The 21003-nt window shown below is 63.7% G+C and carries 21 protein-coding genes; 9 read left to right on the top strand and 12 right to left on the bottom strand.

Annotated elements, in window-relative coordinates; genetic code table 11:
- Window positions 1-30: 30 nt before the first annotated feature.
- Entirely contained in the window at window positions 31-1080 is a 1050-nt protein-coding gene (mnmH, locus tag G486_RS0110950) for a tRNA 2-selenouridine(34) synthase MnmH (protein ID WP_027015569.1), read from the bottom strand.
- Between the two features lie 392 nt (window positions 1081-1472).
- On the bottom strand, window positions 1473-2039 hold the full coding sequence (locus tag G486_RS0110955; RefSeq protein ID WP_027015570.1) for a retropepsin-like aspartic protease family protein: 567 nt from the start codon (window positions 2037-2039) through the stop codon (window positions 1473-1475).
- A 128-nt stretch (window positions 2040-2167) separates the two neighbouring features.
- On the opposite strand from G486_RS0110955, the gene G486_RS0110960 reads away from it, so the two are divergent.
- Window positions 2168-2923: a DsbA family protein gene (locus G486_RS0110960; RefSeq protein ID WP_027015571.1), complete on the top strand. Its 756-nt coding sequence runs from the start codon at window positions 2168-2170 to the stop codon at window positions 2921-2923.
- Window positions 2924-3004: 81 nt separating this feature from the next.
- On the opposite strand, the gene icd is transcribed toward G486_RS0110960, so the two are convergent.
- The gene (icd, locus tag G486_RS0110965; RefSeq protein WP_027015572.1) at window positions 3005-4267 is read right to left on the bottom strand and encodes an NADP-dependent isocitrate dehydrogenase; all 1263 of its coding nucleotides are present in this window, start codon (window positions 4265-4267) and stop codon (window positions 3005-3007) included.
- A 575-nt stretch (window positions 4268-4842) separates the two neighbouring features.
- On the opposite strand from icd, the gene G486_RS0110975 reads away from it, so the two are divergent.
- The 5 genes from G486_RS0110975 to G486_RS0110995 all read left to right on the top strand — a co-directional run bounded on the left by G486_RS0110975 (window position 4843) and on the right by G486_RS0110995 (window position 10430).
- A complete protein-coding gene (locus G486_RS0110975; RefSeq protein WP_084455207.1) occupies window positions 4843-5325 on the top strand; it encodes a DUF192 domain-containing protein in 483 nt (160 codons plus the stop codon).
- 84 nt (window positions 5326-5409) lie between these two features.
- Window positions 5410-5781: a hypothetical protein gene (locus tag G486_RS0110980; RefSeq protein ID WP_027015575.1), complete on the top strand. Its 372-nt coding sequence runs from the start codon at window positions 5410-5412 to the stop codon at window positions 5779-5781.
- 123 nt (window positions 5782-5904) lie between these two features.
- Complete coding sequence (locus G486_RS0110985) at window positions 5905-8133, top strand: TonB-dependent receptor (RefSeq protein ID WP_051303429.1); 2229 nt, start codon at window positions 5905-5907, stop codon at window positions 8131-8133.
- Window positions 8133-9647: a PepSY domain-containing protein gene (locus tag G486_RS0110990; RefSeq protein WP_034387345.1), complete on the top strand. Its 1515-nt coding sequence runs from the start codon at window positions 8133-8135 to the stop codon at window positions 9645-9647. The genes G486_RS0110985 and G486_RS0110990 overlap by 1 nt, the downstream gene beginning before the upstream one ends.
- A gap of 135 nt (window positions 9648-9782) precedes the next feature.
- Window positions 9783-10430 carry a DUF4136 domain-containing protein gene (locus G486_RS0110995; RefSeq protein ID WP_027015578.1) on the top strand — a complete coding sequence of 216 codons (648 nt, stop codon included), beginning with the start codon at window positions 9783-9785 and terminating at the stop codon, window positions 10428-10430.
- Window positions 10431-10469: 39 nt separating this feature from the next.
- Here G486_RS0110995 and G486_RS0111000 read toward each other — a convergent pair whose 3' ends face one another.
- From G486_RS0111000 to G486_RS0111010, 3 genes are all read right to left on the bottom strand, one after another.
- The gene (locus G486_RS0111000; protein WP_027015579.1) at window positions 10470-10940 is read right to left on the bottom strand and encodes a VOC family protein; all 471 of its coding nucleotides are present in this window, start codon (window positions 10938-10940) and stop codon (window positions 10470-10472) included.
- 135 nt (window positions 10941-11075) lie between these two features.
- Window positions 11076-11894, bottom strand: a complete 819-nt coding sequence (locus G486_RS0111005) for a YdcF family protein (protein ID WP_245587294.1) — start codon at window positions 11892-11894, stop codon at window positions 11076-11078.
- 103 nt (window positions 11895-11997) lie between these two features.
- A complete protein-coding gene (locus tag G486_RS0111010) occupies window positions 11998-12336 on the bottom strand; it encodes an ArsR/SmtB family transcription factor (RefSeq protein WP_027015581.1) in 339 nt (112 codons plus the stop codon).
- Between the two features lie 209 nt (window positions 12337-12545).
- Between G486_RS0111010 and G486_RS0111015 the strand changes: the two genes are divergently transcribed.
- On the top strand, window positions 12546-12908 hold the full coding sequence (locus tag G486_RS0111015; protein ID WP_027015582.1) for a carboxymuconolactone decarboxylase family protein: 363 nt from the start codon (window positions 12546-12548) through the stop codon (window positions 12906-12908).
- A gap of 45 nt (window positions 12909-12953) precedes the next feature.
- Window positions 12954-13145 carry a YgaP family membrane protein gene (locus G486_RS0111020; protein ID WP_027015583.1) on the top strand — a complete coding sequence of 64 codons (192 nt, stop codon included), beginning with the start codon at window positions 12954-12956 and terminating at the stop codon, window positions 13143-13145.
- Window positions 13146-13181: 36 nt separating this feature from the next.
- Here G486_RS0111020 and eda read toward each other — a convergent pair whose 3' ends face one another.
- From eda to G486_RS0111050, 6 genes are all read right to left on the bottom strand, one after another.
- A complete protein-coding gene (gene eda / locus G486_RS0111025; protein ID WP_027015584.1) occupies window positions 13182-13829 on the bottom strand; it encodes a bifunctional 4-hydroxy-2-oxoglutarate aldolase/2-dehydro-3-deoxy-phosphogluconate aldolase in 648 nt (215 codons plus the stop codon).
- Complete coding sequence (gene edd, locus G486_RS0111030; RefSeq protein ID WP_027015585.1) at window positions 13814-15664, bottom strand: phosphogluconate dehydratase; 1851 nt, start codon at window positions 15662-15664, stop codon at window positions 13814-13816. The genes eda and edd overlap by 16 nt, the downstream gene beginning before the upstream one ends.
- 103 nt (window positions 15665-15767) lie before the next feature.
- A complete protein-coding gene (locus G486_RS0111035; RefSeq protein WP_027015586.1) occupies window positions 15768-16787 on the bottom strand; it encodes a TRAP transporter substrate-binding protein in 1020 nt (339 codons plus the stop codon).
- 196 nt (window positions 16788-16983) lie between these two features.
- A complete protein-coding gene (locus G486_RS0111040) occupies window positions 16984-18264 on the bottom strand; it encodes a TRAP transporter large permease (protein WP_027015587.1) in 1281 nt (426 codons plus the stop codon).
- A gap of 9 nt (window positions 18265-18273) precedes the next feature.
- Entirely contained in the window at window positions 18274-18777 is a 504-nt protein-coding gene (locus G486_RS0111045) for a TRAP transporter small permease (protein ID WP_027015588.1), read from the bottom strand.
- 122 nt (window positions 18778-18899) lie between these two features.
- Complete coding sequence (locus G486_RS0111050; protein WP_051303424.1) at window positions 18900-19448, bottom strand: gluconokinase; 549 nt, start codon at window positions 19446-19448, stop codon at window positions 18900-18902.
- Window positions 19449-19671: 223 nt separating this feature from the next.
- Here G486_RS0111050 and G486_RS0111055 point away from each other — a divergent pair, with 223 nt between their 5' ends.
- Window positions 19672-20730, top strand: coding sequence for an HTH-type transcriptional regulator GntR (locus tag G486_RS0111055; protein ID WP_027015590.1), 1059 nt, complete (start codon window positions 19672-19674; stop codon window positions 20728-20730).
- The last annotated feature ends 273 nt before the right edge of the window (window positions 20731-21003 follow it).

Raw genomic sequence — 21003 nt, forward strand, 5'->3', positions numbered from 1 at the left:
GGGCCTTACACCGGGCCTTACGCCGGGCTTTTATGCCGGGCTCAGAATGCGCCGGGCCAGCTCCTCGATGCCGCGCTCGCCGAGATCATCGGTTGCCAGCGAGATGCGCCCCGGCCATTGCACAAAGTGCTTTTCCTGGGAGCGCTCGTAGTGCGGGTCGTAATGCAGGCGCATGAGCTCGGCAAACAGCGGCGACAACTGCCCCTCGTGGGCCCAGGCCTGCCAGCGCATCACGGCCTCCTTGCCCTGCAGCTCCTTGAGCCAGCCCAGCTTCTCGGCCAGCGCTGCCGGGTCGTCGCCCAGGTATGCATAGTCACGCAGCAGATAGGCCAGACGCGCCTCGGGCGTGGCACGCACTTCGATGACCGGGCTCGTGCGCATGTGCTTGACCAGCACCAGCGGCAGGCAGATGCGGCCTATCTTCACGCTCTCGCCTTCCACATAGATCGGGCGGGACAGGTCCATGGCCTGCAGCTGCTGCACGAGCAGGGTCTCGAAGTATTTCTGGCTGGGCTGCTCGACCCCGGGCAGATTGCCGAGCAGCGAACCCTTGTGGCGCGCATAGCCTTCGAGATCCAGCACCTGGGCGCCGGCCTGCTCCAGCGCATGCAGCACGCGCGTCTTGGCACTGCCTGTGGCACCGCACAGCACACGCAGTTGCAGTTGCGGGGCCAGGGTCTCGATCTGCTCGACCACATGGCCGCGATAGCTTTTGTAGCCGCCGGCCAGTTGCTGGGCATCCCAGCCCACAAGGCGCAGCCAGGTGACCATGGAGCCGCTGCGCAGCCCGCCGCGCCAGCAATAGACCAGAGGCTTCCAGTTCGCGGGCTTGTCGGCAAAGGTTTCGTGCAGATGACGCGCAAGATTGGCGGAGACCATGGCAGCCCCCAGGCGCTTGGCCTCGAAGGGGCTGACCTGCTTGTAGATGGTGCCTATGCGCACGCGCTCTTCATTGTCGAGCACGGGGCAATTGATGGCACCGGGTATATGGTCGAGCTCGAACTCTTCGGGGGTGCGGGCGTCGATCAGGCAGTCGAACCGATGGCGGTCGGCAATACGTATGGGCTGGCGGTGGGACACGGGTTTCAGTGCTTTGGCGGACTCAACAACAAGGCCAGCCCAAGTCCTGAAGACTGCCGAGCGGCCACGACGCAGCAAGCAGTGGATCGAGCCTCGACACGCACCAAAGGCCGGATTCGGAATGGCGCGCTGATCCCAGCGCCCCATCCGTTGCGCGTGTCCTGAATTGGAGCCTGCCTGAATCAGCCATCGCCCGGGATCGCAGCCAGGCCAGGCGCCAACCCCGCAGGGACAGCGGTCGCATGGCAAAGCGATTCGGGGGCTGGGTTCGGCAAGCCTCGGCTTCAGGACACCAACGGTCCAAGCCTCACTTGAGGGCGCCTATTCTCGCATGTGCGCACATGCCCTGAAACGGCCAGCGCCCGGCCGCACCTCGAAACGTGCTGACGCCCTCAGCGCGGCGCCTGGCCAAGGCTGCCGCGCGGCTGGATGAGCATGCTGTCAGCACGCATTTGCACATCGAACTGGCGCAGAAAGTTCTGTCCCAGCAAGGCATCGCCTTCGCTGTCTCCGGTATAGCCCGTGCCCACGCTGAGGCCGCTGACCACCAGGTTGGCCACCCTCACCTGCTGGGCCACGACCATGCGCCCCTCGCGCTCGCCATTCGCCGTGCGAAAGCGCACGCGCTCACCACCGACAAGGCCAGCCCGCTGCGCCAGCCCGTCGGTCACGCTGATCGCCGTGGCGCCGGTATCGACGAGAAAGCGCACGCTCTCGCCGTTGATGGCACCGTCGACGCGAAAGTGCCCATCCCGGTCGCGCGCAATCACCAGGCTGCCATCGGCCTGCACCGTGGCACGCGCGGGCTGCAGGTAAAGCTGCATGGCCCAGTACAGCACGCCCATGACCAGCAGCCAGAACAGCAAAAAGCCCACGGTGGCGCGCCTGGCCACGGATTGGGGGCTGGGCTCACCGGAGTCGGAACGGGGCCGGCGATGGGCAGTGGTTTTCAAGGGCATGGCGGCAAAAAGGCAAAGCGCAAAAGCCGGGCCATTGTGCCAGCCGAAGATCGAGACCCGAGCAGCAGCAGGGGCCTGCGCTTGGCGCTACAGTGTTTGACATCCTGAATCACCAAGCCACCAAGCTTATGAACGCCCAAACCTCTGCCCCACTGGTTCTGCACTACATCTTCGATCCGCTGTGCGGCTGGTGCTATGCAGCCGCTCCCCTGGTCCAGGCCGCGCGCAATCTGCCCGGCATAGGCCTGCAATGGCATGGCGGCGGCATGCTGGTCGGAGCCCAGCGCCGCGAGATCGATGCGGGCTGGCGCGAGCATGTGCTGCCGCACGACAAGCGCATCAGCGAACTCACGGGCCAGGTCTTTGGCGAAGCCTATAGCGACGGCCTGCTCAAGGCCGTGGGCACGGTGCTCGACTCCGAGCCGCCCACCACGGCCATGCTGGCTGCCGAGCAGCTCTCGGGCCGGGGCCTGGATCTGCTGGCGCGCATGCAAGAGGCCTACTACATCCAGGGACGCCTCATCAGCGATATGTCCGTGCTCCAGGAGCTGGCCCGGGATCTGGGCCTGGACGCTGCAGCCTTTGCCCAGGCCTATGCGCAGCAGCAAGGCGCGCCCACCCAGCAGCACATGCAGCAAAGCCGGCAACTGCTGTCGCTGGTCCAGGGTCAGGGTTTTCCGAGCTTTGCACTAGAGTTCGACCACCCCGAGCAGCCCGGCCAGCGCGCCGTGCAGCGCATAGACATCAGCCCCTGGCTGGCCGATGTACAAGGCTGGAAGGCCCAGCTCGGCCAGTGGGCCCAGCAGGTGGCCGAGCTCAAGAGCCAGAACCAGGCCCCGGACCAGGCCGAAGGCTGCGGCCCCGATGGCTGCGCCCTGCCCTGACCCAAGACCCAGTCCCCAGGCCCCCTTGAACAGCAAGAGCCGCCAGAAGGCGGCTCAGGCGCTCAGGGCGTGTTCACGCGCTCAGTCCATCTGCGCAATCATGACCTGGCCAAAGCCCGAGCACGAGACCTGGGTTGCACCGTCCATGAGGCGCGCAAAGTCATACGTCACCTGCTTGCTCTCTATGGCCTTTTCCAGGGCCTTGATGATCAGGTCCGCAGCCTCGGTCCAGCCCATGTGGCGCAGCATCATCTCGGCCGAGAGGATTTCCGAGCCGGGGTTCACATAGTCCTTGCCCGCATACTTGGGCGCCGTGCCATGCGTGGCTTCGAAGCAGGCCACGGAGTCCGACAGGTTGGCGCCGGGTGCAATGCCTATGCCGCCGACCTGGGCCGCGAGCGCATCCGAGATGTAGTCGCCGTTGAGGTTGAGCGTGGCCACCACCGAGTACTCGGCCGGGCGCAGCAGGATCTGCTGCAGGAAGGCATCGGCGATCGAGTCCTTGATGACGATGTCGCGCCCCGTCTTGGGGTTCTTGAACTTGCACCACGGGCCGCCGTCTATGGGCTGGGCGCCGAATTCACGCTGGGCCAGCGCATAGCCCCAGTCGCGAAAGCCGCCCTCGGTGTACTTCATGATGTTGCCCTTGTGGACCAGGGTCACGCTGGGCTTGTCGTTGTCTATCGCGTACTGGATGGCCTTGCGCACCAGGCGCTCCGTGCCCTCTATGGACACGGGCTTGACGCCTATGCCCGAGGTCTCGGGGAAGCGGATCTTGCTCACGCCCATTTCCTTGATCAGGAAATCGATGAGCTTCTTGGCACCGGCACTCTGGGCCTCGTATTCGATGCCGGCGTAAATGTCTTCCGAGTTCTCGCGGAAGATCACCATGTTCGTCTTCTCGGGCTCCTTGAGCGGCGACGGCACGCCCTTGAAATACTGCACGGGGCGCAGACAGACATAGAGATCGAGCTCCTGGCGCAGGGCCACGTTGAGCGAGCGGATGCCGCCGCCCACGGGCGTGGTCAGCGGACCCTTGATGGAGACCACATATTCGCGCAGGGCCGCCAGGGTTTCCTCGGGCAGCCAGACATCGGGGCCGTAGACACGCGTGGACTTCTCGCCTGCAAAGACCTCCATCCACGCGATCTTGCGCTTGCCGCCATAGGACTTGGCCACGGCCGCATCCACGACCTTGATCATCACGGGCGTGATGTCCATGCCCGTGCCATCACCCTCGATGAAGGGAATGATGGGCTGATCGGGCACGTTCAAGGACATGTCCGCGTTGACGGTGATCTTCTGGCCCTGGGCCGGCACCTGAATATGCTGAAAGCTGGTCATTAAGGCATGTCTCCACTGTCGAATGCTTGGCTGAGCTCGGGTGTCTGCATGCATCGTGGCCACCGACACCCATCGGATCCTGAAAATTCTAGCTACAAACTGGGTGGCAAGCCTGTCAACGGCGGTACAAGCGCCTTCGTTGAACCAGCTCTGCTCGCCGATTTGGATGAGGCGCGCTGAAATCAGACGTAATTTTTATGCCGAGACACGGCCTTGCCGTATTGATTCATAGGGCATGTGATATGAAAAAGCTCTTCACCTTTTTGCTCTTCGGCTCGCTGGCTGCAGCTTCTTTTGCCCAGGCGACTCCCCATGCTCATGCAGAACCTGCAGGCTCCACGCATGCTGCGCCTCTCGCACATACGCCTGCGACACCAACGCCTGCCCCGGCCAAGAAGCATGCCAAGCGCAGCAAAAAGCTCCACAAGCATCCGGCCTCCTGATACACCGGCCATGCGCTCATGTCCGAAGCCCTGGGACTCTCTGGCATGAATTGACAGGTTCGATCCCAAAAGCCCGCAAAATACCCTTGTTTTGCGGGCTTTGTATCGCCCGCTGTTTTGCGATGTATCCCCATGAAGCTATTACCTGCTCTGCACTCCTTTGCTCCAGCCCGCATGCTTTGCGCGGCCCTGGCCTCGGCCTTCATGATGACGGCGGCCCAGGCCCAGCCAGGGCCTCAGCTCGATCTGCGCCGTGTCGAGCTCACCGCCGGCATGCACCGCATCGAGGCCCAGCTCGCGGCCACGCCGGCCCAGCGCGAAATCGGCCTGATGTTCCGCCAGCAAATGCCCCAGCATGAAGGCATGCTGTTCGCATTCGAGCAGCCCGGCGTGCAGTGCTTCTGGATGCGCAATACCCTGCTGCCCCTGACCGCAGCCTTTGTGGCCGATGATGGCGTCATCGTCAATCTCGCCGACATGCAGCCCATGACCGAGAACTCCCATTGCTCGGCCAAGCCCGTGCGCTTTGTGCTGGAGATGAACCAGGGCTGGTTTGCCAAGCGTCACATCCAGGCCGGAGACAAGCTGCTGGGCAAGCCCTTCTCGGCACGCTGAGCCAAGGCCGGCGGCCGCACCAGCTCACGAGCGTCACCAATGCTTACCCTTTCCCAAGGACCGGGCCAGCGATAATCGCCGCCCATGCCATCCGCTCGCCACCTGCTGTGGCAGGCCAGGTTGATTCTGGCCTGCTTTGCCTTCACCCTGGGCGTCGGGGTGGCTGCGCCATTTCTTCAGCCCACGGTGGTCGGCGAGCTGATCTGCACGACAGGCGGCGAAATACAGCTGATTGCAGACGACGGCCTCGACAGCCCAGGCCCGGGCAGCCATGAGCTTCACTGCCCCTTGTGCCTGCCGGTCTGCGCAGGCCCTCCCCCTAGCCTTGGATTTCCACCTGCAGCCCAGCCCCTGGCCCATGCGCTGCAGCCCATGGTCAGCGCGCATATTGCTGCGCTCACGCGTGCGCCCCTGCCCGCACGCGGCCCGCCCTCCTCTCCTGCACTGAACGAATAGACCGCAGCGCGCTTGCGCATGCGGGCATCAGTCCATGCCCAAAGGTGCCTTTGCCGCACCTTGGCTTGTCGCGCCTGCAGGGCGCCTGATCAGGAGTTGGCTTTGAATTTTCCGCTGTCTTCCATGGCGGCCGTGCACGCATGCGCGCAGGCCCGTCCCCATCTCTTCGCGCCGTCTACCGGCCATCCCAAAAAAGTCTGGGTCTGCAGTCTTTATTGCGCCATGCTGGCCGCGCCCTGGGCCTCGGCCGCTGAGGCCGGTCAGCCCGAACCGGTTCTGGAGCAGGTCGAGGTCTCGGCCCAGGACGAAGAGGCCCTGGGCAGATTCGATCTCGGGCTGCGCAGCCAAAGTGCGAGCCGACTGGGTCTGTCCCTGCGCGAGACTCCGGCGGCGGTGTCCGTGATCGAGCACGACACCATACAGGCCATGGACGCGCAGAACACCCAGCAGATACTGCAGGCCGTGCCCGGAGTCACGGCCCATGATGCGCCGGGCAGCACCAGCGTCAGTTACCGGGGCTTTACGGGCGCAGCCGTGAACCAGTTGTTCAACGGCATCAACCTGCAATACACGATTGCGATGCGCCCCGTGGACAGCTGGATTTACGAGCGCGTGGAGGCGGTCGGCGGGGCATCCAGCTTCTTGTACGGCGCGGGCGGCGTGGGCGGCACGCTGAACTACATCACCAAGCTGGCCCAGCGCGCGAACTTTGGCGAGGCCCAGTTGCGGCTGGGCGAGCATGGCCTCAAACAGGCATCCCTGGGGCTGAACCGCAAGCTCAGCGCTGAGGACAGTGCCAACGCCCACCATCTCCGCCTGGACCTCAACCATCGCCAGGCCCATAGCGGGGTTCAAGGCCAGCAGTCCCAGTCCAGCCAGTTGGCGGCCTCGCTGCTTTCGGACCTGGGCGCGGGCCTGAGCCATACCCTGGCCTATGAAGCCCAGTACGAGCGCGTGGACCGCCCCTACTGGGGAACACCCGTACTCGCGCCCATGCTGGGCGAGATCCGAATCGACGAGGCCACGCGCGACAAGAACTACAACAGCATGGACGGCATGTATGCCCAGCGCGTGCAGTGGCTGCGCTCGCTGACCGAATGGCGCGTGAACGACAGGCTGCAGTTCAAGAACACGTTCTACGCCTATGACGCCATGCGCGAATACCGCAATGTGGAGGTCTATGCGTTCACGCCCGACAACAACGCCGTCCAGCGCTCCGAAACCTATCTGCAGCGTCATGAACAAAGGCTTGTAGGCAACCGCATCGAGGGCAGCCTGCAAGGCGAGCTGGGCGGTCGCCGCAGCGACTGGGCCTTCGGCCTGGACCTGAGCATGAACCGCATGACCTCGTTTCCCAACAGTCTCCCGGGCGCAGTGAGTACCGTCGACCCCTACGACTTCGCGACCGAAGACTTCTATGACATCCCGGGCATGACGCCAGGCTTCAAACCCTTGCGCGAGAACCGGGTCGGCACCCTGGCCTTGTTCGTGGAAAACCGCACGGCCCTGAGGCCGGACCTGCATCTGCTGAGCAGTCTGCGCCATGAGCGCATAGAGCTGGAGGCCTTCAACCGGCGCGAAGTCACGGCCAGCGCGCCGGCGTCCTTTCAGCGCAGCTATCAGCCGACCACGGGCCGCATCGGCATGGTCTGGGACCTCTCCGCTGAAGCCAGCCTCTACGCCCAGTACGCAACGGCGGCCGACCCACCATCGGGCATGCTGACCACGGCTGCGTTTCCCGCCCTCATGAGCAATACCGAGCTCACCAAGGGACGCCAGTTCGAGCTCGGCAGCAAGCTGGGCTTCTGGCAGAACAAAGGCACGGCGACGCTGGCGCTCTACCAGATCACGCGGCGCAACCTGGCAAGCGCGGACCCGCAGAACACGGGGCAGACGCTGCTCGTGGGCCAGCAGTCCTCGCGCGGGCTGGAGCTGTCGCTTGGCCTGGCGCTGACGCCGCGCTGGAATCTGCGGGCCGATTGGAGCCATGTGGATGCACGGTATGACGACTATTGGGAGGCCGGCCAGTCCATGGCCGGCAAGCACCCCGTGGGCACGCCCGGCCAGGTGGCCAATCTATGGTCCAGCTACCAGCTCACCCCCAAGCTCCAGGTGACGGCGGGGCTGCGCCATGTGAGTCGAAGCTATGGTGATTCGGCAAACACCTTTTACGCGCCCGCCTATACGCTGCTCGACCTGGGCCTCAGCTATCGCATCAGCAGGAACGCCTCGCTGCAGGCGCGGCTGCGCAATGCCACGGACCGCACCTATGCGCTGACCATGGACAGCCGGGGCATGGCCTATCTGGGCGCGGCACGCACGGCCGATGTCTCTGTCCAGCTGAGGTTCTGATGAAGGCCCTGACGAGCAGCGCACTCAGGCGCTGGATTTTTCTGCTGCACCGCTGGCTGGGCATAGGCCTGTGCGTGTTCTTCGTGGCCTGGTTTGTCTCGGGCATGGTCATGCTGTATGTGGGCTACCCCAAGCTCAGTGAAAGCGAAAGACTCGCGCACCTGCCACCCTTGCCGCACGAGGCTGCGCTGCTGCCACCAAGCCGGGCACTTGCGCTGGCCGGAGTGCCAGGTCCGCTCAAGGACTTGCGCCTGCATGCAGGCAATGGCCGGCCCAGTTATTTCGCCACGCCGACAGGCGGCAGGGTGGCCATTGCCGTGGACGCCATCAGCGGCCAGCGCCTCACGGCCATCGGCCCCCAGCAGGCCATGGCGTCGGCTGCAGTCTATGCAGCCATGCACAGCCGCGCCCATCTGGAGATCGCGTATCTGGGCCCGATCGACGAAGATGCGTTCACGCATTCGCGTGCGCTGGATGCCCACCGGCCCCTGCACCACGTGGCCCTGGGCGATGCCCAGGGCACACGGCTGTATATCTCGGGCCGCACGGCGGAGGTGGTGCGCGATGCCACGCGTGCCGAGCGGGGCTGGAACTATCAGGGGGCCTGGCTGCACTGGCTGTACATGTTCCGCGGCAATGCCCTGGATGACCACTGGTCGAGCATCGTCAACAGCCTGTCCATCGCCGGCATTGCTCTGACGGCAGCCGGGCTGCTAGTGGGCTGGCAGCGCTGGCGCTTCGCGCGGCCCTATGCCAGCGGGCGGCGCACACCTTATCCAGGGCGGCTCATGCGCTGGCACCATCTGGGCGGCCTGCTGTTCGGCCTGCTCGTGCTCGGCTGGATCTTCAGCGGCCTCATGTCCATGAATCCCTGGCGCATCTTTGACAGCAACGCCGAGCCGCTCCAGATCGATCAGTGGCAGGCGGGGCCGTTGATGGCACCCGATACTGCGCCTGCATCCCTGCTCGCACAGACCGGGCCTGCCGCCGAACTGCGCTGGATGCGCGCCCCGGGACAGGATCTGGTCCAGATCCGGCGCGCCCAAGGCCAAGCCCTGGTGTTCGAAACCTCCAGCGCCAGCCCCTGGCTCCCCAGCCCGGAAAGTCTGCGGACTGCAGGGCTGCGCTTGCTAGACGCACCGCTGCTGCGCAGCGACCGGCTTGAGGACTACGATTTTTACTATTACGCACGCGCCGATCACAGCATGACAGGCGGCCATGACAAGCCCCTGCCCGTGCTGCGCCTGGTGTTTGGCGATGCTGCGCAAACCTGGGTACATGTGGATGCACACACAGGCCAGGTCCTGGGGCGGCTCGATCGCGGCCAGCGCGCCTGGCGCTGGCTGTTTGCCTTGCTGCACAGCTGGGACTGGCTACCCCTGCTCTCCCGTCGCCCGCTCTGGGATGTCTTCATGATCGTCATGAGCCTCGGCGGCCTGATGCTGAGCGCCACGGGCCTGGTTCAAAGTGCCAGGCGTCTTGCCAGAAAGACGCGCCAAGGCAGGCACAGATGAGAACGTGTCCTGCCCATAGGCAGGGCGATTGCATCTACCCCCAGCTTGAGCGCTTGACGGTATCGGTTTTGAGATGCGATGGCCCTGGGCCCATGGGGCGTCTGCTACATTTTCTCTACAGGAGAAATCAGTCAGATGAAAGTTTTCCAGATTGCATCCGTTGCGCTCGCCTGCAGCTTGCTTGCGGCCTGCTCGACCCCGATCCGCTCCCAGGTGTCCGTGTTCCATGAGCTTGAGAACATCAAGGGCCGCACTTTTGCGCTTGCACCACGCAATGAGCAAAAGAACGATCTTGAATACAAGACCTACGCCCAGGAGCTCGCCTCGGGCCTGATGCGCTACGGCATGGAGCAGGCCAGCGCCGACAAGGCCCAGTACGCGGTGCTGGTGCGCTATGGCATCGACAAAGGTCGCACCCAGGTCTCTTCGGTCCCCATCGTCGGGCAGACAGGGATTGCCTCGTCCCACACTTACGGCCAGGTGAATCGTTCGGCCAAGGGCTCGAACTTTTCCTCAACCACCTACAACACCCCCAGCTATGGGGTCATAGGATCCACGACCCGAACGGATACCGTCTACGCACGCTTTCTCCAGGTCGAGATTCTCGACAACAAGGCCAAAGACAGCGAAGGCAGGCCTTTGCGCCTGTACCAGGGCGAGGTGAAAAGCCGCGGCACAGAGGAGCAGCTCAGCGCCGTCATGCCTTACATGATCGAGGCCTTGCTGCAGGACTTCCCCGGAAAGAGCGGCCAGCCCAGAACCGTGGAGCAGACCAGGCACTGACACGCTGGGTCCTGCCGCGACGCGGCCTTGTTGAGCCGCTCAGCCCAGAGCCGCAATCACGTCTGCCGGAGCCTGGACCAGCTCGATCAGCACGCCCTCACCTGCCACCGGGAACTCGTCATTGCTCTTGGGGTGCAGAAAGCAGATGTCATGGCCTGCCGCACCCTTGCGTATGCCTCCAGGCGCAAAGCGCACGCCCTGGGCCGTAAGCCACTCCACGGCCCTGGGCAGATCGTCTATCCACAGACCGATGTGATTGAGCGGCGTCGTGTGGACCGCAGGCTTTTTGTCCAGATCCAGGGGCTGCATGATGTCCACTTCGACCTGGTAGACCCCTCGGCCCATGGCCAGAATGTCTTCATCCACGTTCTCACGCTCACTCTGGAAGGTTCCTGTCTGGCTCAGCCCCAGCATGTCCACCCACAGGCGCTTCATGCGCTGCTTGTCGGTGCCGCCAATCGCGACCTGCTGAATGCCCAGAACCTTGAAGGGACGCTGTGTATTGCTCAAGACTTGCTCCTTTGTAGATTGCCGTCCTGGACAGGGCGGCGGTTTTTGAAATCATGGACCTGCGCCGTCAGTGCATTTGCCAGATCCATCGGTCATGCGAGGGTATGGCATAGAAGGCTGGCGTGAACCGGCTGATTAGAACTCGCCCAGCAGCCAGCCGCTGAGTACCGCAAAGTACTCGCGCAGCCAGGCATTGGCGCGTATGGAAAGCGGCGTGGGTGCACCCAGCGCCCGCACATGGACATAACCATTGCGTCTGGCTATCCAGAGCGCTCTCAGCGTATGAAAGTCGCTTGTGACCAGGGCCATGGGTGCATCCGCCGCCAGGCCTCTTTGCTGGAGCAAAGGCAGGCTCAAGGCGAGATTGAGCGCCGTGCTGGTGCTGGCCTGCTCGAGCAGCAGACGGTCTTGCGCCAGGCCATGGCGCTCGATCAGATAACGGGCCATGACGGCAGCCTCGCTCTCTTTTTCACCGAAGTCCACGCCACCGCTGACCAGCACCAGCGCCTGGGGCTGGCGTTCCGCGACGGCAGCAGCCACATCCAGGCGTTGCGCCAGCGTCGTGGAAGGCTGCCCGTCCCGCGTGGCACTGCCCAGCACCAGCACGGCCTGTACCGGTGCCCCGTCGTCCCAACCACGGTCGATGTGCAACAGCAAAAAGCCCCAGAAGAGCAGCAGGCTGAGCAGCCAGAGCCCCAACCCCAGCCATGAAAGGCGCCAGGCCCTGCGCCAGGCCGGGCGTTTGTCCAGCCAGCCAGCAATGGCCCGGTGCCCGAGACTGGAAACCACGAGCAGCAGGCCCAGGGCCGCAGGCAAGGTCACGCCCAGATTGAACATGCCATAGGCCATGAGCACCAGGGCATCGAGCAGCAACACCAGGCCGGCAATCAGGCCCAGCCATTGACGAAGACCAAGAGCATGCAGGCCAGGCCGGGGAGAAGTGATGAGAGACAAGTCGCGCAAAGCCAAGAAAAAAAGCCCGGGCCGGGCATTCGGGGCTGGTCTTGACCTCCTGGGCCAAGCCGCCAAAGCACCTATTGTGCGCCAGTCAGCGCAGCTAGCGCAGCTTGGCAAAGGCCGCACGTGCACCCGCATCGCGCTCCAGGCGGCGAGCGATATTGCCGCAGACCAAGTCGCACAGCGCATGCACGGACTCGTCGCCCAGGCTGTAGTACACGGCCGTCCCCCGGGTCTCGCGCGCAACCAGACCATGTTTGGTCATCAAGGACAGATGGCGCGAGGTATTGGCCGCCGTGTAGCCACAGGCCTGGGCCAGCTCACCGACGTTGAGCTCCCCTTCGCTCAGCAGATTCAGAATCCGCAGCCGCGTCGGTTCGGCCAGCACCTGGAAATAGGCAGCAACCTGCTCCAGGGCTTCGGGCGGCATTTGTTTCATCGGTTTCTCCATGCAAGAACAAGTTCTCGTCTATCCGACGACAGAGCTTGATCATAGCTTATTGACTATTTAACTAATTAGCTAAATAATTAAAACAAAATTGCATACAGCTTGCCAGCAACTGTCATAAGACCGTCTTTTTTCATAGCTAGAAGCGCTTGCTCTGCAAGGGCTACACCTGTTTTTGGTGATTTATTCAAAGGAATGATATGAGCATCAGCTACAAGGAACTCACCCAGCAAACCTCGGCCCAGCTAGCCCAGTTGCGTGCGGAAATCCCGGAAAGTCTGCGCGGATTTTCCAGCCTGGCCCAGGCTGCGACCAAGCCCGGCGCACTTGACGCCAAGACCAAGGAGTTGATCGCCATCGCCTTGTCGGTCGGCGTGCGTTGCGACCCCTGCCTGGGCTTTCACAGCCAGGCCCTGGTCAAGCTCGGCGTCACGCGCGCAGAAGTCGCCGAGGCCCTGGGTCTTGCGGTCTATATGGGCGGCGGCCCTTCGCTCATGTATTCGGCTCGCGCCCTGGCCGCCTATGACGAGTTTGCAGCACTGCAGGCACCCGTCAGTGCCTGAGAACGTGTTTACGAGCGTCCCTACACCACAGCACAGGAGAGCTTCATGAAAGCCAATATGGGAAGTCTTGACCGCGCAGTTCGCGCAATCCTCGGCCTCGCACTCATGGCCCTGGCCGCTACCGGCACAGCGGGCTGGTGGGGCTGGCTCGGCATCCTGCCCTTGCTCACGGCATTCGCCGGCTTCTGTCCGGCCTACCCTTTGCTGGGCATCAATACCTGCGCCAAGCGCAAGTAAGAACGCAAGCCAGCCAAAGGTCTGGCCGCGATTCGCTCAATGCACATCCAGGCGCGCCAGGCCCCGGGCTTCGCGTGCAAGCAGGCTGATGCGCTCCCAATCGCCTTGGGCCATGGCCTGGTGTGGCACCAGCCATGAGCCGCCCACGCAGACCACATTGGAGAGCGCCAGGAACTCTGGAGCGTTCGCCGCCGAGATGCCGCCCGTGGGGCAAAAGCGCACGTCGGCAAACGGTCCCTGCCAGGCGCGCAGCATGGCCACACCACCGGCCTGCTGGGCCGGGAAGAATTTGAGCTCGTTGAAGCCGTCGGCCAGCGCAGCCATGACCTCGCTGGCCGTGGCCACACCGGGCAGCAGCGGCAAGCCCAGATCCGCACAGGCCTGGCCCAGGCTGCTGGCATAGCCGGGGCTCACGGCAAAGCGCGCTCCGGCATCGGCCGCAGCACGCGCATCGGCTGCGCTGCGCACCGTGCCCGCGCCGACCAGGGCTTCGGGCACGGCACGGGCCATGGCCTCGATGCAGGCCAGGCCCTGGGGAGTGCGCAAGGTGACCTCGAGCACTCGAATGCCGCCCGCAACCAGTGCCCGGGCCAAGGGCACGGCATAGGCTTCGTTGTCGAGCACGATGACGGGGATTACAGGACCGTCCTGCATGACGGTCAGGGCAGTCAATCGATCATCCATGTACAAGCTCCTTGTTCTGCACACAAAGCCAGGTGGCGCATGCCCGCGAACAGCTCGCGGCCAAAGCCATGCTGATTCGCCTCGCGCAGGCCCCGGGGCATGGCATCGGGCTGGCGGCGGCTCCACTCGTCCGCATCCACCAGCACGCCCAGGGTGCCGGCCACGGCGTCCAGGCGCAGCAGGTCGCCGTTGCGCACGCGCGCCAGCGGCCCCCCCACGCTGGCCTCGGGCCAGACATGGATGGCGGCAGGCACCTTGCCCGAAGCACCGCTCATGCGCCCGTCCGTGACCAGGGCCACATGCAGCCCCTTGGACTGCAGAACCGCCAGCGGCGGCGTGAGCTTGTGCAGCTCCGGCATGCCGTTGGCGCGCGGGCCCTGCCAGCGCACCACGCAGACCAGACCGCGAGAGGCATGGGATTCGCACAGACTCTGCAGCTCGCCGGTTTTGAAGGCCTGCAGCAATTCCTCCTGAGAGTCGAACACCCGCGCAGGCGCCTCGACCACATGGCGATCCTCTGGCACCGCACTGATCTTGATCACGGAGCGGCCCAGGTTGCCATCCAGCAGCTTGAGCCCGCCTGTGGGGCTGAACGGCTGCTGCACCGGGCGCAGCACGCTGTCGTCGCCCGAAGCCCCGACCTCATGCCATGCGAGTGTCTCGCCCTGAAGCTCAGGTATCCGTGCATAGGCCTTCAAGCCGTCGGCATGCACGGTCAGCACATCGCCATGCATGAGGCCTGCGCCCAGCAATTCGCCGATCACAAAGCCCGGGCCACCTGCAGCCTGGAACTGATTGACGTCAGCCTGGCCGTTCGGATAGACGCGGGCCAGCAAAGGCACAACGGCCGAGAGCTCCGAGAAATCATTCCAGTCGATGATGATGCCTGCCGCACGCGCCACGGCCACCCAGTGAATCAGGTGATTCGTCGAGCCCCCCGTGGCCAGCAGGGCCACCATGGCGTTGACGATGCAGCGCTCGTCCACGACGCGCCCAATGGGCGCAAAGCGCCGCTGACGGGTAATGGCCAGCGCACTGTCCATGGCCTCACGAGTGAGCAGCTCGCGCGCCTTGCTGCCCGGCGGGATGAAGGCCGTGCCAGGCACATGCAGCCCCATGGCTTCAAGCAGCATCTGGTTGCTGTTGGCCGTGCCATAAAAGGTGCACGTGCCCTGGCCGTGGTAGGCCGCGGATTCGGCGGCCAGCAGTTCGCTGCGCCCGACCAGCCCTTGCGCGGCCTGCTCGCGCACCTTGGCTTTCTCGCTGTTGGAAAGCCCGGTGCCCATGGGCCCCGCCGGCAAAAAGACCACGGGCAGATGGCCGAAGTGCAAGGCACCGATCAAAAGCCCGGGCACGATCTTGTCGCACACGCCCAGCAAAAGAGCCGCATCGAATACATCATGGGACAGGGCTATGGCCGTGCCCATGGCGATGGCATCGCGGCTGAAAAGGGACAGCTCCATGCCCGGCGCACCCTGGGTCACGCCATCGCACATGGCGGGCACGCCTCCAGCCACCTGGGCCGTGGCGCCATGCCGACGCGCCTGGTCCTTGAGGATTTCCGGATAGGCGGCCAGCGGTGCATGGGCCGAGAGCACATCGTTATAGGCGGTGACGATGCCGACGTTGGGCCCTTTCTGCTCGACGATGCGAATCCTGTCTGCGCCGGGCAGGCCCGCAAACGCATGGGCCACATTGGCACAGCCCAGGCTCTGGGCGGCAGGAGCGCGCTGGGCCATCTGCTCCAGACGTTCCAGGTAGGCTTGCCGCCCGGGAGCGCTGCGCTCGATGATGCGCAACGTCACCCGTTCGACGACGGGATGTATGAGACTCATGCTGGCTTCCTTTGAAGCAAGGCTCTTGCTTCTGTTTCAGTAGCTGTCAGCGCCCTCCCCATAAGCGCTTCAAGCAGATTTCTCTTAGAGCGTGAACACGCTCTTATTTCTTGGAACGAAGCTGCCGCACTGCGGCCTGAACTTCGTCCCAGTAAGTCTGCCCTACGCTGTTGGCGATGCCGGCGTTGATGGCAGCCAGCTTGTCGCGCATCCGGGCAGTCTCGGCTGCAGACAGTTCATTGACCCGCATGCCCTTGGCCTTGATTTCGGCCAGGGCCCTGGCGGCCTCCTCGCGCGTGTCCTTGCGCTCGAACTCACGGCTCTTGATGGCCGCATTCTTGAGCACGGCCTTCTCGGCTTCGGACAACTGATCCCACCATTTCTTGCTCACGGTGACTATCCATGGGCTGTACACATGGTTGGAGACAGTCAGGTATTTTTGCACCTCGTAGAACTTGCTGGAGATCACGGTGTTGAAGGGGTTCTCCTGCCCGTCGACCGCTCTGGTCTCCAGCGCCGTGAACAGTTCCGAGAATGGCAAGGGCACGGCATTCGCGCCCAGGGCCTTGAAGCTGTCGATGAAGACATTGTTCTGCATCACGCGCAGCTTGATGTCCGACAGGTCCTCCAGCCGGGTGATCGGGCGCTTGTTGTTGGTCAGATTGCGAAAGCCGTTCTCCCAGTACACGAGACCGACCAGGCCCTTGGCCTCCAGCGTGGCCTTGACCTTTTCGCCTACGGGGCCGTCAAGCACGGCATCGGCCTCCCTGGTGTTGGCAAACAGAAAAGGCGTATCCCAGACCGCCATGGCCTGTGACAGGCCGACCAGCGTGGCTGTGGAGCCCACCATGATCTCCTGCGCGCCGCCGATCAAGGCCTGCTGCATCTGCGTGTCCGAGCCCAGGGCGGCATTGCCTATGGCCCGAACCTTCATCTTGCCACCCGAGGCCTTTTCCACCTCCTGGGCGAACAGGCGCACAGCCCGCCCCTGGTTGGAATCATCGACCAGACCATAACCAAAGCGCACCAGACGCGGCTTGAAATCCTGAGCCTGGGCCAGGCCGGCAAAGCCCAGGCTGGCGACAGCGGCCATCAGGCCGGCAAGAGCAAATGAAATACGCATCTTCATCTCCTTGGTTGTAAGAGAACAGGGTGACGTGCAGGGAAAACTTTATTTCTTCGGTCATGGGTGCCACCGCTCATGCCGCATGCCCCACCTTGGCTGGCACGAAGCAAGGGCCGCCTGGGCCCCCTCAGGCAAGGCTGTCGCCCCTCCCTTCCAGGGGAAGACGCGAAGCGGCTCAGGGGGTAACCCATACTCAATGCATCCACGCCAAAGGCGCCATTACGATCTGGGGAAAGATCACCAGCAGCACGGCCAGCAGCAGATAGGCCAGCAAAAATGGCGTCGTCCCCTTGATCACGGTCTCCATGCGCAGCCGGCCCACGCCGGCCACCACGTTCTGCACCGTGCCCACGGGCGGCGTGATCAAGCCTATGCAGCCCACGTAGATGAACATGAAGCCGAAGTACACGGGATCGATTCCCGCCTTGACCGCCAGCGGAGCGCACACGGGGCCGAAGATCAAGATCGTGGGCGTGAGGTCCATGGCCGTGCCCACGACCAGCAGAAACAGCATCATCAAGGCCATGAACAGCATTGGATTTCCAAGCACGCCGGCAAAGGTATCGGCCAGCATGTTCGGCAGGTCGGCCAGGGTGATCATGTAGGCCGTGACCGTGGCTGCGCCGCACAGGAACATGACCACAGCCGTGGTCTTGGCTGCGGCCAGAAAAACCTCGTACAGCCTGGCCAGGCTCATTTCGCGATAGACCACCATGGACACGAACAAGGCATAGACGGCTGCCACGACAGCGGCTTCGGTAGGCGTGAAGATGCCGCCGCGCAGACCGCCGAGGATGATGACCGGCATCATCATGGCCCAGAAGCTCTGCGCCAGCGCCTTGAGCCTCTGCCCCCAGGGCACGCGCGGGCCGGGCGCCAGATCATGGCTGCGCGCTATCCACCACCAGGCAAAGATCAGGAAGACGCCCATGATCAGACCCGGCACCACGCCCGAGAGAAACAGCTTGCTGATCGAGGTATTGGTCGTCACGCCATAGATCACGAAAGGCATGGACGGCGGAATGATGGGCGCGATGATGCCGCCCGATGCCATCAAGCCAGCGCTGTAGCTGTCCGGGTATTTCTGCTCGCGCATCATGGGCAGCAAAATGGTGGCCAGCGCCGCCGTGTCCGCAATCGCCGAGCCGCTCATGGAGGCCAGCAAAACCGCAGCACCAATGGCCACATAGCCCAGGCCACCGCGTATATGGCCGACATAAGCCCCGGCCAGATCGATGATGCGCCGCGACAGGCCGCCAGCATTCATGAGCTCGCCGGCCAGAATAAAGAACGGCACGGCCAGCAAGGGAAAATTGTCGAAGCCTGCCTGCAGGTTCTGCGCCAGCAACTGGGTGTCGAAAAAGTCCAGATGCCACATCAGGACCACGCCCGTGAGCAGCAGGGCATGGGCAATGGGCATGCCGATGACCATGCCGCCTATGAGCACGAAAAGAAAGATGAAAGTGACAAGCATTGCCGGCTCCTACTCGATGTCCATGGCCGGATGCTGCTGGGCCACGGGGCCTCGCCGCACATCGCGCAACACCACCGCCAGCAGGCCCAGGGCCAGCACCACGATGGCGCCCACCCCCAGGGCCAGCGGGTAGCCGAGCACGGTGCTGAAGCTGTCAAGCCCGGCCTGGACCTGGGCCCAGCCGCCCCACAGCAGCAGCAGCATGCAGACCGTGATCAGCAGTTGCGAAATCCAGAACAGCAGCCGCGCCGGGCCTGGACCCAGACGCGAGGTCAGCATGTCAAAGCCCAGGTGGCTGCCTTCGTAGGCCGCCACAATCGCGCCCACAGCCACCAGCCAGACAAAGAGCAGGCGCGAAATCTCCTCATAGGAAACGATGCTGGTGTGGAACAGATAGCGCAGCACCACATTCACAAAAACGGCGACCACCATGCCGGCCAGAGCCAGCACCATGAGCCCTTCTGCCAGACGCTGCCACAAAGGCTTGGCGGCCATGGCCTGTTGTGTCTTCATAGGTTTTCTCTCCGTGCGTTGTGTCCATGCCTGGCATGTATGCGGCCTGCATGTGCAGGCGGACAGCGGATCCGGCCCCGAGGCTCAGGCGCCGATCCGTCTCTCCCAGGCAATATTCGGTCTCAGGGCCGAGCTCCTGTTTCCATCGGTTTCTCTCCCGCAACCTGCCCTGCGGCCAGCCAGCTGCGGGAGAGGTGTGCAATCTGCTCCAGGCTCAGCCCTGCATCCAGGCGCAGCACATTCGGCTCATCCTCGGGGCGCTCCAGCGTGGCGAACTGGCTGGCTACCAGATCGGGGGAGAAGAAATGGGCCGGCCTTTGGCGCACGCGTTCCAGGGCCGTGGCGAAGTCCAGATCGAGGAACACAAAGCCCACACCGGGACGGGCCGCACGCAACTGCTCACGATATTTGCGCTTGAGCGCAGAACAGGTCAGCACCAGACCTCTCCTGCCACAGCTGGTCTCTGCCCCCCTCTCCTGCCCGTCTTGCTGCAGCAGGCTCACCAGACGCTGCAACCAGACCTCTCTGTCGGCATCGGTCAGCGCAACACCGCAGCGCATCTTGAGAATGCTGGCCTCGGTGTGATAGGCATCACCTTCGAGCAAACGCCATCCAAGTGCTTGCGACAAGACCTGGGCGGCGCTGGATTTGCCGCAGCCGGACACCCCCATGACCACCAGTGCCGTTATTTCCGAGCTTTGAACGGTTGAATTGTTAGCGCTATCCATCGGATTTGAAAAATGAGCAACCTGGGGTTGCTTGATGTTGTTATCACATGAACCACATGTCTGCTCTACACTCTGAAACAAACAATATGAATCAACCGGTTAGCGCTATCATATCGAATAAAACACCTGCTGCTGACCTAGGAAATTCCCTTACTCTTCCCTAGCAATGGCCCATTCCTCTTCCGAGTCCCCTCTTCCTGCCCCGGCTGCGGGCCGCACGCGCTCATCGCGTGCCACCGGACGCATCACTCTGGCCGACGTGGCCCAGGCCTGCGGCGTGAGCGCCATGACGGTGTCGCGCGCGTTGCGCGGCGAGCGGCGCGTGGCCCCAGGTCTGGTGGAAAAGATACGTGCCGCGGCCGATGAGCTCGGCTATGTGCCCGACCCGGCGGCCCGCGCCCTGGCCTCGCAAAAAAGCTCGCAGGTGCTGGTACTCGTGCCCATGCTGTCCAACACCTTGTTCGTGGATCTGCTCGAAGCCGTGCACCAGGTCTTGTTCAAGGCCGGCTATCAGGCGCTGATCGGCGTGACCCATTACGACACGGCCGAGGAAGAGCTGCTGCTGCGCACCTATCTGCCGCTGCGCCCTGCAGGCCTGCTGCTCACGGGACTGAACCACAGTCCGGGCGCGGAAAAGCTGCTCGCGGCAAGCAAGGTGCCCTGCGTACACCTGATGGAGCTCAGCGATCGCGCCGGCACGCCTTGCGTGGGCTTTTCCCAGACCGATGCCGGCGCAGACATCACGCGCCATCTGCTGGCCGGCGGGCGCCGGCGCATTGTGTTCTGCGCAGGCCAGCTTGATGTACGCGTCATGCAGCGTGCCGAAGGCTACCGCAATGCCTTGCGCGAAGCCGGCGTCTACGACCAGACGCTGGAGCTGCTCTGGCCGCAGCCGACCTCCATGGCCCTCGGAGCCCAGTTGTTCAACGCGGCTCTGGCTCTCAAGCCCGATGCCATGTTCTTCTGCAACGACGACATTGCCCAAGGCGCTTTGCTGGAGGCCTTGCGGCTGGGCATCGATGTCCCTGGGCAGGTCGCGCTTGCGGGCTTTAACGACCTGGCCGGCAGCGATCAGATGCTGCCCCCGCTGACCACCATACGCACGCCGCGCCAAAGCATAGGCCGCGAAGCGGCGCAGATGCTGCTGCAGCTCATGCGCGGCGATGAAGTGGAGCAGACCCGGATCGATCTCGGCTATGAACTGATCGTGAGAAAGAGCAGCTAAGCCCGCCGGACCACGTGCATCGTCTTTGCCACATTCCCAAGGCGATTGCATCTAAGAACGTGTTTACGATCTCCTCGGTGCCGCGCCAGTGTCTGTGCGGGATGGGATACAAGGCGCGATACCGCAGCAATAGCTGTGCTATTGCGAGGATTCGCAACGCTGTAGACCGCCCGCAAAGGCACTGGCCCGAAGGGGTGGAGCGAAATCGGGCGATTTCTTCGCGCTGTGGCTTGCTTGCACCCCGGTGCAAGCTGCGCCCCATCGCTTTGAACT

Source organism: Comamonas composti DSM 21721, assembly GCF_000429845.1.
Lineage (GTDB): Bacteria > Pseudomonadota > Gammaproteobacteria > Burkholderiales > Burkholderiaceae_C > Comamonas > Comamonas composti.